14 protein-coding genes are annotated in these 14,220 nt (G+C 72.3%); 5 read left to right on the forward strand and 9 right to left on the reverse strand.

Features of this window, described 5'->3' with window-relative positions:
* Positions 1-43 precede the first annotated feature (43 nt).
* Together fbaA and ACSDG8_RS16500 are read right to left on the reverse strand one after the other, a co-directional pair.
* Positions 44-1,066: a class II fructose-bisphosphate aldolase gene (gene fbaA, locus ACSDG8_RS16495; protein ID WP_210892437.1), complete on the reverse strand. Its 1,023-nt coding sequence runs from the start codon at positions 1,064-1,066 to the stop codon at positions 44-46.
* Between the two features lie 162 nt (positions 1,067-1,228).
* On the reverse strand, positions 1,229-1,612 hold the full coding sequence (locus tag ACSDG8_RS16500; RefSeq protein ID WP_184680857.1) for a phage holin family protein: 384 nt from the start codon (positions 1,610-1,612) through the stop codon (positions 1,229-1,231).
* Positions 1,613-1,749: 137 nt separating this feature from the next.
* On the opposite strand from ACSDG8_RS16500, the gene ACSDG8_RS16505 reads away from it, so the two are divergent.
* The gene (locus tag ACSDG8_RS16505) at positions 1,750-1,959 is read left to right on the forward strand and encodes a hypothetical protein (RefSeq protein ID WP_210892435.1); all 210 of its coding nucleotides are present in this window, start codon (positions 1,750-1,752) and stop codon (positions 1,957-1,959) included.
* Between the two features lie 13 nt (positions 1,960-1,972).
* Here ACSDG8_RS16505 and ACSDG8_RS16510 read toward each other — a convergent pair whose 3' ends face one another.
* Both ACSDG8_RS16510 and ACSDG8_RS16515 read right to left on the reverse strand, forming a co-directional pair.
* Positions 1,973-3,025 carry an LCP family protein gene (locus tag ACSDG8_RS16510; RefSeq protein WP_210892433.1) on the reverse strand — a complete coding sequence of 351 codons (1,053 nt, stop codon included), beginning with the start codon at positions 3,023-3,025 and terminating at the stop codon, positions 1,973-1,975.
* Positions 3,025-3,507, reverse strand: coding sequence for a SigE family RNA polymerase sigma factor (locus tag ACSDG8_RS16515; RefSeq protein ID WP_210892430.1), 483 nt, complete (start codon positions 3,505-3,507; stop codon positions 3,025-3,027). The genes ACSDG8_RS16510 and ACSDG8_RS16515 overlap by 1 nt, the downstream gene beginning before the upstream one ends.
* A gap of 167 nt (positions 3,508-3,674) precedes the next feature.
* Between ACSDG8_RS16515 and ACSDG8_RS16520 the strand changes: the two genes are divergently transcribed.
* The 4 genes from ACSDG8_RS16520 to ACSDG8_RS16535 all read left to right on the forward strand — a co-directional run bounded on the left by ACSDG8_RS16520 (position 3,675) and on the right by ACSDG8_RS16535 (position 10,352).
* Positions 3,675-5,249: an LPXTG cell wall anchor domain-containing protein gene (locus tag ACSDG8_RS16520; RefSeq protein ID WP_210892428.1), complete on the forward strand. Its 1,575-nt coding sequence runs from the start codon at positions 3,675-3,677 to the stop codon at positions 5,247-5,249.
* Between the two features lie 215 nt (positions 5,250-5,464).
* Positions 5,465-6,976, forward strand: a complete 1,512-nt coding sequence (locus ACSDG8_RS16525; protein ID WP_210892426.1) for a 3' terminal RNA ribose 2'-O-methyltransferase Hen1 — start codon at positions 5,465-5,467, stop codon at positions 6,974-6,976.
* On the forward strand, positions 6,973-9,489 hold the full coding sequence (locus ACSDG8_RS16530; protein ID WP_210892424.1) for a polynucleotide kinase-phosphatase: 2,517 nt from the start codon (positions 6,973-6,975) through the stop codon (positions 9,487-9,489). The genes ACSDG8_RS16525 and ACSDG8_RS16530 overlap by 4 nt, the downstream gene beginning before the upstream one ends.
* Positions 9,490-9,569: 80 nt before the next feature.
* Positions 9,570-10,352, forward strand: coding sequence for a DedA family protein (locus tag ACSDG8_RS16535; protein ID WP_374225811.1), 783 nt, complete (start codon positions 9,570-9,572; stop codon positions 10,350-10,352).
* A gap of 173 nt (positions 10,353-10,525) precedes the next feature.
* Here ACSDG8_RS16535 and ACSDG8_RS16540 read toward each other — a convergent pair whose 3' ends face one another.
* From ACSDG8_RS16540 to ACSDG8_RS16560, 5 genes are all read right to left on the reverse strand, one after another.
* Complete coding sequence (locus tag ACSDG8_RS16540) at positions 10,526-10,903, reverse strand: ArsR/SmtB family transcription factor (protein ID WP_007454255.1); 378 nt, start codon at positions 10,901-10,903, stop codon at positions 10,526-10,528.
* 57 nt (positions 10,904-10,960) lie between these two features.
* Positions 10,961-11,500, reverse strand: a complete 540-nt coding sequence (gene pyrE, locus ACSDG8_RS16545; RefSeq protein ID WP_210892420.1) for an orotate phosphoribosyltransferase — start codon at positions 11,498-11,500, stop codon at positions 10,961-10,963.
* 142 nt (positions 11,501-11,642) lie between these two features.
* Positions 11,643-12,452 (reverse strand): SDR family NAD(P)-dependent oxidoreductase, encoded by an 810-nt coding sequence (locus ACSDG8_RS16550; protein ID WP_210892418.1) that lies wholly within the window; start codon positions 12,450-12,452, stop codon positions 11,643-11,645.
* The gene (locus ACSDG8_RS16555) at positions 12,449-13,297 is read right to left on the reverse strand and encodes a hypothetical protein (RefSeq protein WP_374223498.1); all 849 of its coding nucleotides are present in this window, start codon (positions 13,295-13,297) and stop codon (positions 12,449-12,451) included. The genes ACSDG8_RS16550 and ACSDG8_RS16555 overlap by 4 nt, the downstream gene beginning before the upstream one ends.
* Positions 13,298-13,369: 72 nt before the next feature.
* Complete coding sequence (locus ACSDG8_RS16560) at positions 13,370-14,161, reverse strand: hypothetical protein (protein ID WP_210892416.1); 792 nt, start codon at positions 14,159-14,161, stop codon at positions 13,370-13,372.
* Positions 14,162-14,220 lie beyond the last annotated feature (59 nt).

The following is a 14,220-nucleotide window of genomic DNA, read 5'->3' on the forward strand; positions in this document are numbered from 1 at the left end:
AACCACAGCGGTTAACAAGGGGCCCTTCCTTACACGCGAAGGGTCACTTCATGGTGGTGCCGGTGGAGCGCAGGTGCTCGCAGGCCTCGACCACACGGGCGGCCATGCCGGCCTCGGCGGCCTTGCCCCAGACGCGCGGGTCGTACAGCTTCTTGTTGCCGACCTCGCCGTCGACCTTCAGCACGCCGTCGTAGTTGCGGAACATGTGGTCCGCGACCGGGCGGGTGAACGTGTACTGGGTGTCGGTGTCGATGTTCATCTTCACCACGCCGTAGTCCAGCGCCTCCCGGATCTCCGAGAGCAGCGAGCCGGAGCCGCCGTGGAAAACCAGGCTGAGCGGCTTGTCCTTGCCGTACTTGGCGCCGACCGCGTCCTGGATCTGCTTGAGCACCTCGGGGCGCAGCTTGACGTTGCCCGGCTTGTAGACGCCGTGCACGTTGCCGAAGGTCAGCGCCGCCATGTAGCGGCCCTTCTCGCCCAGGCCGAGCGCGTCGACCATGGCCAGGCCGTCGTCGACGGTGGTGTAGAGCTTGTCGTTGATGGCGTTCTCGACGCCGTCCTCCTCGCCGCCGACGACGCCGACCTCGATCTCCAGGACGATCTTGCCCTTGGCGGCCTCAGCGAGCAGCTGCTCGGCGATCTCCAGGTTCTCCGCCACCGGCACGGCCGAGCCGTCCCACATGTGCGACTGGAACAGCGGCTCCTGGCCGGCCTTGACGCGCTCCTGGGAGATGGCCATCAGCGGCCGGACGAACTTGTCCAGCTTGTCCTTCGGGCAGTGGTCGGTGTGCAGCGCGATGTTCACCGGGTACTTCTTGGCGACCTCGTGCGCGTACGCGGCGAACGCCACCGCGCCGGTCACCATGTCCTTCACGGACGGGCCGGACAGGTACTCCGCGCCGCCTGTGGAGACCTGGATGATGCCGTCGCTCTCCGCGTCGGCGAAGCCCTTGAGCGCCGCGTTCAGCGTCTGCGAGGAGGTCACGTTGATCGCGGGGTACGCGTACCGGCCGGCCTTGGCCCGGTCCAGCATCTCCGCGTAAGCCTCAGGGGAAGCGATGGGCATGTCGAACGCTCCTTACTTACCGCTCTCGGCCGTGCAGGCCGCTGTCTTCCATGGAGGCGACCGTTCCGGCCGCTGACGTCCACGGGTGCGCCGGACCGCGCTGTCCACCGCGGGCAGTATCCCGTAGGAGCGCGAGCGGGGCACAACCGGCCCGGACGCCGCTCACCGATTCTCCAGCCGGTCCGGCACGACGACGCTGATCAGCCAGCTCACCACCGCGACCACGATGGCGCCCCAGAAGGCGGCCCAGAAGCCGTCCACGTGGAAGGGCAGCTTCAGCACCCCGGCGATCCAGTCGGTCAGCAGGAACAGCAGGGCGTTCACCACGAGCGCGAACAGGCCGAGTGTGAGCAGGTAGAACACGCAGCCGAACACCTTGATGAGCGGCTTGAGCACCGCGTTGACCACACCGAAGACCAGCGCCACCACGATCAGGGTGAGCACGTTGTTGCCGGTGTTACGGCCGCTCACGTCCACCCCGGGCACGATCAGCGTCGCGATCCACAACGCGACCGCGGTGATCGCCAGTCGGATCAGAAAGCCCATGGCAACCATCCTGGCACCGGCCGCGCGGCGGGAGCGGGACAATCGCCGACTCCGCGTTCCGCCCGCCACCGGGCGGCGGCCCGGACCAGCCCGTACGGTGGTGGGGACGATGCCCGCACGGAGATCAGGGAGGGACGATGGGGCAGCCCGACGAGGACTTCGCGCCCGGTGACCACCTCGCCCCGGAGGAGCGGGATCTGGAGGCCGAGCCGGCCGACGCGGTCGAGCAGGCCACCACGGTGACCGACGACACCGACGGCGAGCCGCACCGCGGCATGGAGGTCGACGACTGGGACGCCATGGAGCAGGCCCGCGTCGTCACCGCCGACGAGGACGACTACCGCTGATCCTGACGCCAGGTCACCGCAGGGCGGTGACCTGGCGGGGGTGGGCGGCGGCCCACTGCGCCAGCCGATCCGCGCGCAACGCGTCCAGGAATCCCGGCGCGAGCGCCGGGTCCGGCTCGAACCCACGGCCGGTCCACTCGTCGCGCACCGGGAGAGCGAGCGCGACCGGTTCGGCGGCGCCGGCCCGGCCGGTCGCGCCCACCAGCGCCGGCAACGACAGCTCACCGGCGTCGATCGTGACGGCCGGGCCGATCCGTACGAGCAGGCGGCCGAGTTGCGCCGGATCGGTCATCGTTCCCCGCTCGCGCATCTGGCGGAGCAGGCCGGCGGCGTAGCGCACCGCGTTGCGGTCGCGGTCCAGTCCGCCGTCGCGCAGGCCGTACCGCTGCCGCAGCAGGTCCACCGCCGCCGCGCCGTCGAGTCGCTGGCATCCGGCCGGGAAACGCCGCTCGGTGTGCACCGAGCGCACCGGCTCTGGCAGGCAGACCGGTACGCCGCCGACCGCGTCGGTCAGCTCCCGTGTTCCTGAATAGGTGAGCACCGCGCCGGCGTCGACGCGTACCCCGGTCAGCCGGTCGACCGCCTGGCGGGTCGCCCGGAAGCCGGCGGCCAGGTCGGTGCCCGAGCCGGCGGCGCGGGAGAAGGTCGCGTTGAGTTTTTCCTTCCCTCCGTTCGACGGCATCGGCACCAGCAGGTCGCGCGGGAGCGACACCAGGTAGAGCCGGCTCCGGTCGGCCGGCACGTGCACCAGCAGGATCGAGTCGGCACGGCGGCTGCCGGCGACCTGGTCGACGCCGAGCAGCAGCACGTTCAGCGCTCCGCTGGGCGCGGGCTCCGGCGTGGCGGCCGGAAGCGCCGTCGGCGGCGCCGGTGGCCGGGGCGCCAAGGCCGTGAAGCCGGCGAGCGCGACGGCGGTGACCGCCAGCGCCGTGCCGGCCAGGCGTACGCGCCGACGGCGCGTACGGCGCCGGACCACGGCCCGGTCGACGGCGGCCCGGACCGGCCCGGAGGGCGGGGTCAACTCCTCAAGGCGGGCGAAGGTGGCCCGCAGCTCGTCCTCGATCATCAGCAGACCTCCACGACTTCGGCTCGGAGGGTGGCCAGCGCACGCGAGATGCTGGACCGGACGGTGCCCACGGCGCAGCCGAGGATTTCGGCTATCTCCCCGTCCGGCAGGTCCTCGTAGTAGCGCAGCACCAGGGCGGCGCGCTGCCGCCGGGGCAACCGGGACAGCCAGGACCGGACCTGGTCGCGGTCCACAGCGGACTGGGCGTGGTCGGCCGTGGCGGGCACCGAGTCGTCGACCTCGCCGCGCAGCAGCACGCGCCGCGCCCAGGAGCCGCGCCGCCAGTCGATGAACTGGTTGGTGAGCATGCGGCGCACGTACCGCTCCGGGGCGTCGCTGCGAGCCACCCGCCGCCAGTTGAGCTGGACCCGGACCATGGTGTCCTGCACCAGGTCCTGGGCCTGGTGCGGGTCTCCGGTCAGCATGACCGCGTACCGCAGCAGGGCGCCCAACCGCGCGTCGGCGAACTCCTCGTACGTCACTGCACCTCCCGGTGTCCCATTGATGGACGGTCCCGGGCAGCTGGAACATTGCGGTGGCGCCGATCATCCGTTCGGTCAATATTCATGATGTGGGACAACGCGATCCTTTAAGGAATCTTTAAGCTCCGTGGGCTCCACCTGATCACCCCCACGGGAGGACCCTCCACATGCTCAGCAACTCCAGCCGGCGGCTGCTCGCCGGGTTGGGCGTCGCAGGCGCGTTCGTCGCCGCCTCCGCCACACCCGGCTTCGCGGCGGACTCCAAGGTCAAGCTCGGCGTCTACTTCAGCGACACGACGATCGCCGCCGACTCGGACGGCAAGATCGACTACAGCATCATCCGCAGTTCGGCCCCGGTCGTGCTGCACGACCTCACCGTCCGCTACGAGCTCACCGGCCTCGCCGGCAAGGTGACCGTCGGCGAGGAGGAGAACACCGGAGCGGACTGCACCTCGCCCTCCGCGAACGTGCTCGTGTGCATGCTGCCGTGGGAGGTGGAGGTCGACGAGTGGGGCCTCGCCGGCGTCTTCCCGGTGCAGATCAAGCCCACCGGCAAGGCTCAGGACGGCGACGCCGGCACGCTCAAGGTGACGCTGTCGGCGAACGGCTTCGACGGCGTGTCGCACGAGGCCAAGGTGCGCGTCGGTGAGGGCGTCGACCTGGCCGCCGGCCCGGAGACCACTGTTTCGGCCGCCCCGGGCAAGAGCTTCACCGCGCCGCTGAAGGTGACGAACGTCGGCGAGACCACCGCCAAGGGCGCCGCCGTCATCTTCTACAACGACTACGGCATGAACTCCACCAAGCACTACAGCAACTGCACGTACGTCGGCGACGAGCTGCGCACCTGCCGGTTCGACGAGGAGCTCCCCGGCGGCAGCACGTTCGGGGCGACGCTGCCGTACGCGCTCGGTGCGGACACCCTGGCGCCGGGCTCCCGGTACGGCGAGATCATCTGGATGACCCCGGACGAGCTCGACGACTTCGAGAACTACCTCGGCAACTACGACGTGACCGTCGGCAAGCCGGGCACCGACGGCAAGCTGACGCTGGCCGAGGCCGCCGGCCGGGCCGCCGCGCGGGGTTTCCAGGCCGACCCGCGGCCGGAGAACAACGCCACGTACCTGCAGGTGAAGGTCACCGGCAACAACAGCACCGACCTGGAGGCGCTCGGCGCGTCGGTCACCGGGAAGGCGGGCGCGACCGTCAAGGCGACGGTGGGGCTGCGCAACAACGGTCCGGCCACGCTGGACTACAGCCGCTCCGGCAGCTCGGTCACGTACCTGACCTTCGACGTGCCGAAGGGCACCACCACGACTGCCGTTCCGGAGAACTGCTTCCCGGTGAAGGGCGACGAGTGGGGTGAGCCGGGCAAGCCGGGCGCGCGTCACTACCGCTGCTACTTCGACTCGTTCCTGAAGGCCGGGGACACCGTGAAGCTGGACTTCGGCCTGAAGATCGACAAGGTGATCGCCAACGACACCGGCCTCGTGAAGATCAACGTGCCGTGCGAGTGCGACGGTGGCTTCTACCGTGACCTGAAGCCGGCCAACGACACCGCCAAGGTCGTCGTCAACGCGGCGCCGGGTGGCGGCGACGGTGGCCAGGGCGGCGGTGACGGCGGCACGCTGCCGATCACCGGTTCCTCCACCGCCCTGATCGCCGGCATCGGCGCGCTGCTGCTCGCCGCCGGCGCGGGCGGCTACGTGCTGACCCGCCGCCGCAAGACCCGCTTCGTAGCCTGACCCGAAGCACAGAGGTGCCCCGCCGACCACCGGTCGGCGGGGCACCGCCGCATAGAAACCGAACCACCAGGCAGCACAGGTCGACGCGACGGGACCACGTCAGGTTTCCGGGGGAGCCCGACCCGCGCAGGGATCAAGCCTGACCGCCCGGAGCGGGTCGGGCTCCCCCGGAAACCCCCACGACAGAAAACACAAACCCAAGAGATCATCGACAAGTGCTGCTGACCCTCACCACGACCCACCGCCCCGCAACCGACCTCGGCCACCTCCTGGTGAAGCATCCGGACCGCGTGCAGACCTTCGATCTGCCCGCCGGCGCCGCGCATGTGTTCTACCCGGAGGCGGACGAGGCGCGTTGCACGGCGGCGCTGCTGGTCGAGGTCGATCCGCTCAAGCTGGGCGGGGGCCGCCGGAACCGCGCGCCGGAGGGCTTCGCGCTCGGGCAGTACGTCAACGACCGCCCGTACGCCGCCTCCAGCCTGCTCTCGTCGGCGCTGTCGAAGGTGTTCCGCTCCGCCCTGCGGGGCGAGTCGCGTGACCGTCCCGAGCTGGCCGCCACCGCGATCCCGCTGACCGTACGGGTGCCGGTGCTGCGCTGCCGGGGCGGTGCCGAGCTGGCGGTACGGATCTTCGCCCCGCTGGGCTGGACCGTGACGGCCACCCCGATCCCGCTCGACGAGACGTACCCGGAGTGGGGCGACAGCCGCTACGTCGACCTGACGCTGACCGGCACGCTGCGGCTCGCCGACGCCCTCAACCACCTGTACGTGCTGCTGCCGGTGCTGGACGACGCGAAGCACTACTGGGTGGCGCCGGACGAGGTGGACAAGCTGCTGCGCGCGGGCGCCGGCTGGCTGGCCGGTCATCCGGAGCGGGCCCTGATCACGCGGCGCTACCTGGCGCACCGCCGGGCGCTCGCGGGCGTGGCGATGGCCCGCCTGACCGAGCTGCGCCTGACCGACGAGCCGCCCGCCGACGACAGCATCGACCCGTCGATCGGCGACCCGGCCGAGTCGTCGGGCGGTGGGGCCGGGACGGCGGAGGGCGCGCGCCGGGCGTCGCTGGCGGTACGGCGGCGCGAGGCGGTGCTCACCGCGCTGCGGGACAGCGGCGCGAGCCGGGTGCTGGACCTGGGCTGCGGTGGCGGCGCCCTGCTCACCGCGCTCGTCGCCGAGCGGCGGTTCACCGAGGTGGTGGGCGTCGACGTGTCCGACCGGTCGCTCGAAATGGCGGCCCGGCGGCTGCGCCTGGACCGGCTGCCGGAGCGGCAGCGGGACCGGATCCGGCTGTGGCAGTCGGCGCTGACGTACCGCGACGACCGGCTCCGGGGGTACGACGCGGCGGTGCTGATGGAGGTCGTGGAGCACCTCGACCCGCCGCGCCTGCCGGCGTTGGAGGACGCGGTGTTCGGTCACTCCCGGCCGGCCACGGTGGTGGTGACCACCCCGAACGTCGAGTACAACGTCCGCTACGAGGGGCTCGGGCCGGGCCGGTTCCGGCACGCGGACCACCGGTTCGAGTGGACCCGCGCCGAGTTCGCGGCCTGGGTGGACCGGGTGGCGGCGGCGCACGGCTACACGGCGGTGCTCGGCGGCGTCGGCGACGACGACCCGGAGGTGGGCGCGCCGACCCAGATGGCGGTGCTCACCCGCGCCGACCGCGACGGCCGGCGCGGCAACAACGACAGCAACGGCAGCAACGACCGGAAGGAGGCGACGAACCGATGACCGTCCTGGACATCCCCGAGCTGGCACTGGTGGCGCTCGTCGGCGTCTCCGGCTCCGGCAAGTCGACGTTCGCCCGGCGGCACTTCGCGCCCAGCCAGGTGCTCTCCTCGGACACGTTCCGAGGGCTGGTCGCCGACGACGAGAACGACCAGTCGGCGTCCGCCGACGCGTTCGACGCGCTGCACCACGTCGCCGCCATCCGGCTGCGGCGGGGACTGCTCACAGTGGTCGACGCGACGAACCTCCAGCCGCACGCCCGCGCCGGGCTGATCCGGGTGGCCCGGGAGCACGACGTGCTGCCGGTGGCGATCGTGCTGGACGTGCCGGAGGCGGTGGCCTGGGAGCGTACCGAGGCGCGCGCCGACCGCACGCACGGCCGGCAGGTGCTCAACCGGATGCGCCGCGACCTGCGGCAGTCGTACGGGCGGCTGGCCCGCGAGGGCTTCCGCAAGGTGCACGTGCTGCGCGGCGTGGACGAGATCGACGCGGCGGAGATCCGCTACGAGAAGCTGTTCAACGACCGGCGCGAGCTGACCGGGCCGTTCGACGTGGTCGGCGACGTGCACGGCTGCCGTACCGAGCTGGAGGCGCTGCTGTCCCGGCTCGGCTACGTGCTGCGCCGCGACGACGCGGGCCGCCCGGTGGACGCGGCGCACCCGTCGGGGCGTACCGCGGTGTTCGTCGGTGACCTGGTGGACCGCGGCCCGGACTCGCCCGGCGTGCTCCGCCTGGTGATGGGCATGGTGGCGGCCGGCCACGCGATCTGCGTGCCTGGTAACCACGAGCAGAAGCTGCTGCGCAAGCTGCGCGGCCGGGACGTACGGCTGACCCACGGCCTGGCCGAGACGATGGAGCAGCTCGCCGCGGAGTCGCCGGAGTTCGTCGCCGGGGTGGAGACGTTCATCGACGGTCTGGTCAGCCACTTCGTGCTCGACGGCGGCCGGCTGGTGGTGGCGCACGCCGGGCTGAAGGAGGCGTACCACGGGCGGGCGTCCGGCCGGGTGCGGTCGTTCGCGCTCTACGGCGAGACCACCGGCGAGACCGACGAGTACGGCCTGCCGGTGCGCTACCCGTGGGCGCGGGACTACCGGGGCTCGGCCATGGTCGTGTACGGGCACACGCCGACTCCCGAGCCGGAGTGGGTGAACAACACCATCTGCCTGGACACCGGTTGCGTGTTCGGCGGGAAGCTGACCGCGCTGCGCTACCCGGAGAAGGAGCTGGTCGCCGTCCCGGCGGTGAAGGAGTGGTACGCCCCGGCCCGGCCGCTGGTCCCGGTCGCGCCGGCGCGGCCGGACACCGTGCTGGACCTGGCCGACGTGACCGGGCGACGCCACGTCACCCACCAGTACGGGTCGCTCACAGTGCCGGCCGAGAACGCCGCCGCCGCGCTGGAGGTGATGAGCCGGTTCGCTGTCGACCCGGGTCGGCTGGTGTGGCTGCCGCCGACCATGGCGCCCTGCTCCACGTCGACGGTCGACGGGTTCCTGGAGCACCCGGCTGAGGCGTTCGCCGACTACCGGGCGGCCGGTGTCGACCGGGTGGTCTGCGAGGAGAAGCACATGGGCTCGCGGGCGGTGGTGCTCGTGGAGCGGGAGCCGGGCCGGTTCGACGGCGGGGTGGTGCACACCCGTACCGGTAGGCCGTTCTTCGGCCCGCCGCTCGACGGCGAACTGCTGGCGCGGGTGCGCGCCGCGGTCACCGCCGCCGGTCTCTGGGCCGAGCTGGGCACCGACTGGCTGCTGCTCGACGCCGAGCTGCTGCCCTGGTCCGCGAAGGCGGGCGGGCTGATCCGCGAGCAGTACGCCGGGGTCGGCGCGGCCGGGCGGGCGGCGCTGCCGGCGGTGCTCGCCGCGCTGGACACCGCCGCCGGGCGCGGGCTGCCGGTGGACGGGCTGCACGCCCGGATGGCCGACCGGGCCGCCGAGGTCACCGCCTACTCGGCGGCCTACCGGGCGTACGTCCGGCCGACCGACGGGCTGCGCGGGGTGACGCTGGCGCCGTTCGCGGTGCTGGCCGGGGCCGGGGTGAGCTACGCCGACCGCGACCACGGCTGGCACCTGGCGCTGGCCGACCGGCTGTGCGCCGCCGACCCGGAGTTCTTCACGCCGACCCGTCGGCGGGTGGTGGAGCTGGCCGACGAGGCGGCGGTGGCGGACGCGACGCAGTGGTGGCTGGCGCTCACCGCGGCCGGCGGCGAGGGCATGGTGGTGAAGCCGTACGCGGGCCTGGCCGCCCGTGGCCCGAAGGGCTCGCTGCTGCAGCCGGGGATCAAGTGCCGGGGCCGCGAGTACCTGCGGATCATCTACGGTCCCGGCTACACCGGGGCGGGTCAGCTCGCCGCGCTGCGCCGGCGCTCGCTGGGCCGCAAGCGCGGGCTCGCGCTGCGCGAACACGGCCTGGGCCTGGCCGCGCTGGACGCGCTGGCCGAGGACGCGCCGCTCTGGCGTCGCCACGAGCTGGTGTTCGCGATCCTCGCCTGCGAGTCCGAGCCCGTCGATCCCCGCCTCTGACGAGGACGCCCGGTCCGGCCGAAATGCCGGACCGGGCCGGGGTACCCTGTGTGGCCGTGGACACAGCAGGGAAGACACGGATGTTCTCCGAGAGCGTGGCTCTGAACCCGCTCGATCCGAAGGACCTCATCCACACCTTCGGCATGATCGGCGTCTGGGTCATTCTCTTCGCCGAGACCGGGCTCCTGGTCGGCTTCTTCTTCCCGGGCGACTCGCTGCTGTTCCTGGCCGGGGTGGCCGCCTCCCCGGTGGCCGACGCCATCTTCGGCGACGGCACCCGCCTGTCCCTGGCCGGTCTGATGATCGGCGGGCCGCTCTGCGCGATCGTCGGCGCGCAGCTCGGGCACTGGCTCGGCGCCCGGTACGGCCGCCGCATGTTCGAGAAGCCCAACTCCCGCCTGTTCAAGCGGGAGTACGTGGAGAAGGCGGAGTACTACTTCCAGCGGTTCGGGCCGGCGAAGGCTGTGGTGCTGGCCCGGTTCATCCCGATCGTGCGGACGTTCCTCAACCCGGTGGCCGGGGTGCTCGGCATGCCGGCCCGCCAGTTCTTCGTGTGGAACGTGGTGGGCGCGGTCCTCTGGGTGGACGGCATCCTGCTGATCGGCTACCTGCTGGCCCGGCAGATCTACGACGCCATCGGCGACAAGATCGACAGGTACATCCTGCCGGTGGTCGCGTTGATCATCGTGATCTCGGTGCTGCCGATCTTCTTCGAGTTCCTGCGGGACCGGCGCGCGCGCAAGCGCGGCGAGGCAGTCGCGGTGATCACCGCGGCGACCGTGGCCGGCACAGTGGAGGCGGCTCGCGAAGGCATCCAGGAGCACCGGCCCGGCCACGGAGACGGCGGGCAGCACCGCCGCTGAACGCGTTCGGAGACACCGAAAGCCGGCCCTCGGGCGAGGACCGGCTTTCGGCATGACTCATCGAACCGGGTCACACGAACGGCCACAGCCGTCATCGTGCGCTGATGGCGCCACCCCTCGCACGCCACCGGGCACCCGGCCGGGACGACCCTCGTCGGGTCGGCCCGAAGGTTTCAGCGAGCCTTCTTGGTGGCCCGCTTCCGCGGCGGGGTGAGCAGATCCGCGATCGTGGCGATCGCGGACGGCACCAGCCGGTAGTACGCCCAGACCCCGCGCTTCTCCCGCTCCAGCAAGCCGGCCTCGGTGAGGATTCGCAGGTGGTGGCTGACCGTCGGCTGCGAGAGGCCGAGCGGCGCGGTGAGGTCACACACGCACGCCTCCCCCTCGGGAGCCGACTGGATCAGGCTGAGCAGCCGCAGCCGTGCGGGGTCCGCGAGGGCCTTGAGGACCCCCGCGAGCCGCTCGGCGTCGGCGCGTTCGATCGGCTCGCCGGCAAGCGGCGAGATCTGAGGCATGGTCATTTCAGCCAACGCAGTTCCCACGTATTCCATCCTTCCACCAGCAGCATCGATCCGCCTGCATATCAGCAGATCCGAATCGGCAGACTTTTACGCCACAAGGCCGAGGTCAGCCAACGTATAGGCCGCCCGATAGGGCAATCCGGCGGCTCGCACCGCGTCGCCGGCGCCTCGATCAACAATAACCGCCACACCCACCACTTCGGCCCCCGCCTCACGTAATGCCTCGACCGCCGTCAACACACTTCCGCCAGTGGTGGAGGTGTCCTCGACCGCCAGGACCCGGCGACCGGCCACGTCCGGACCTTCGATCCGGCGCTGGAGGCCGTGCGCCTTGCCCTCCTTGCGGACCACGAACGCGTCCACCGCGCCGTCGGTGCCGGCCGAGGCGTGCAACATGGCGGCGGCCACCGGATCGGCGCCCAGGGTCAGCCCACCGACCGCGTCGTACGCCCAGTCGGCGGTCAGGTCGAGCATGACCCGACCGATCAACGGAGCCGCTTCGTGATGGAGCGTGACCCGGCGCAGATCCACGTACCAGTCCGCCTCGCGACCCGACGAGAGCACGACCTGGCCGTGGACCACAGCCAGGTCACTGATGAATTTGCGCAGGTCGTCGCGGTCGCCCATGGCCCAGAGAGTACTTCGCAAGTCTGAGCGCCGTGCTTGGGGTCCGCCCTGGTCAACCCAGTGGGCGACCGATGGGTGGCGATGATTGGCTACGCTGTGCGACCGTCCATCCGGGCCGGCCGCCGATCCGGCGCCACACCGCTCAGCCGCGCCGCCGGTCGACCGCGCCCCGGGTGTCCCGGCGGAAGCCCCGCAGCAGGCGCTTCGGCGCGTACCGCAACCCGGCCACCGCGACCTTGTACTTCCAGTCCGGGACACTCACGAACTTGCCTTTATGCAGGTCACGGAGCCCTTCGGCGACCACATCGTCGGCGCGCAGCCAGGCCCAGGCGGGCAGGCGCGACATGTCGATGCCGGCCCGCTCGTGGTTGCCGGTGCGGGTGTAGCCGGGGCAGAGCGCCATCACCCGTACGCCGAGCGGCGCGACGGACTGGCCGATCGACTCACTGAAATTCGTCACCCACGCCTTGCTGGCCGAGTACGTGGATCCCGGCATGGGGACACCGAAGCCCGCAACGGAAGAGACATTTATCACTGCCCCGTCGCCTCGTTCGATCATCGGACCGAGCGCGGCGTGGGTCAGGCGCAGCACCGCGAGCACGTTGAGCCGGACCAGCCGCGCCTCGTCGGCCACCGGCGAGCGGACGAACGAGGTGTTCAGGCTTATCCCCGCGTTGTTCACCAGCAGGTCGACCGGCGGGCCGTCGGCGAGCCGGCGTTCAACCGTCGCGCAACCGTCCTCGGTGGACAGATCGGCCGCGATCGTCTCCGCGTCGCCGCCGTGCCGACCGGTCAGCTCGGTGGCGAGCGCGTCGAGCCGGGCGGCGTCCCGGGCCACCATGACGAGGTCCCAGCCGTCGGCGGCGAGCCGCCGAGCGAACGCCTCGCCGATGCCGAGGCTGGCGCCGGTCACCAGGGCGCGGCGCCGGGAGGGATGGGTGTCACCGGTCATGGGCGGTCCTCGGGAGGCGGCGGGAACCCGCCCGGCGACGCGGGCGGAGCGGACGGGGGCGGCGAGGTCGCCGGCGGCGCGGCCCACGGCGACGCGGGCGGGGCGGACGCCGGAGGCACAGGCGGAGCGGACGCGGGCGGGGCGGACGACGGAGGCACGGACGGCGCAGGCGGAGCGGACGGCTGGTGCAGGCCGGGCGGCGGTCCCCAGGGCGTCGGCCCGGAGGCGGGCGCGCCGGACACGGTGGCGCCGTAGCCGGACGGCCGCGCCGGTCCGGTGCCGCGACGCAGGAACGCGCCGGCCGACGGCAACGTGAGCAGCGCGGCGACCACCAGGTACCCCAGGATCTGCGCCACCGACACCGCCGCGTTCACCGGGATCCACCACGCCGGGTACGCGTCACCGACGAGCCCCAGCAGGTCGGCGGTGATCCGGTCCTCGGGGCCGAGTTGCAGCGGGACGGCCCGCTGGCCGACCAGCAACGCCAGCCCGCAACAGCCGCAGAGCAGGCCGGCGCCGGCGACGATCCACGTGCCCACGCGGGCGCCGGGCCGGCCGGCGAGCAGGCCCAGCGCCAGCCCGACGAGCAGCAGCGCGGCCAGCACGCCGAACACGGCGGCGAGGTAGGTCGAGGCGCGCAGCAGGCCGACCACCTGGTCGACGTCGCCGCCGCTCGCGCCGGTCTCGTCCGCCGCGGCGGTCCGGAACCGCTCCACCGTGCCACCGGTGACGGCGAGGTTGGCCACCGCGTACGCCACGGCGCCGACCGCCATCGCCAGCAGCACCGCCACCGCGGCGAGGACCGTGCCCGGCCGCCGGGGTGCGGCCCGATCGGGGTACGACACGACTGATCCCTCCGGTAGGCGTCGGGTTGCAACCTACTCGGAGGGATCGTCGGCGTCGCCGCTATCCGGACGTCAACTTCCGGGCGGCGGCTCCGGGTCGCGGCGCTCGCCCGGCTGACTGCCCGGCCCGGCCGGCGGCTGACCGGCCGACGGCGGCTGACCGCCCGGCGTGGACGGCGGCGGGGTGCCGGGAGCCGGCGGGTACCCCGGGTCGCCGGTCGGGCCCGGGTACGACGGGTACGACGGGTCACCCGCGTGCCCCGGGGCTGCCGGGTACGCGCCGCCCGGAACCGGCGGCTCCCAGCCGGCCTTGGGCTTGCGGAAGAACTCGTTCGCCTTCGGCAGCGCCAGCAGGATCAGCGCGGCCAGCAGGGCGAGCAGCGTCACCAGGCCAAGCAGCAGGTTGACCGGGGTGTACCAGGACGGCAGAGCGTCGTCCATCCGGCGCTGGATCTCCTCCGGACTGGGCATGTCACCCGTGGCGGTGCCGCCCGTCATGCCACCGGTGAGGCCGGTGAGCAGCCCGCCACCGGTGCAGCAGAACAGGATGCCGCCCAGCACCCAGGTGGTGATCCGGGAGGCGTTCTTGCCCCGGTTGTTCAGCAGCGCGAGCACGACGAGCCCGGCCGCGAACAGCAGCGACAGGATCGCCGTGGCGAGGCTGAACACGTACGCGATGTCGGCGGCGCCCTCGGCCGAGGTGCCCGCGTACGCGTCGGTGAGGACGTCGCGGACGGTGCCCACGACGGACAGCGCCACGATCAGGTTCACCACCTGGATCACGGCGACGAGAATGAGCAGCCAACTGGAAAGCGTCACCACACTGGGACGCACGCGGGGCGCGGTGCCCGGAGCATCGGCCATGATTCTCCCTTCCTGGATCAGGTGACCACCGTAGCGATCTCGCACCAGGTCAGCACGCC

Origin of the sequence: Micromonospora sp. LA-10 (genome assembly GCF_051853095.1) — a bacterium.
In the GTDB taxonomy this organism is placed as follows: Bacteria; Actinomycetota; Actinomycetes; order Mycobacteriales; family Micromonosporaceae; genus Micromonospora; species Micromonospora echinospora_A.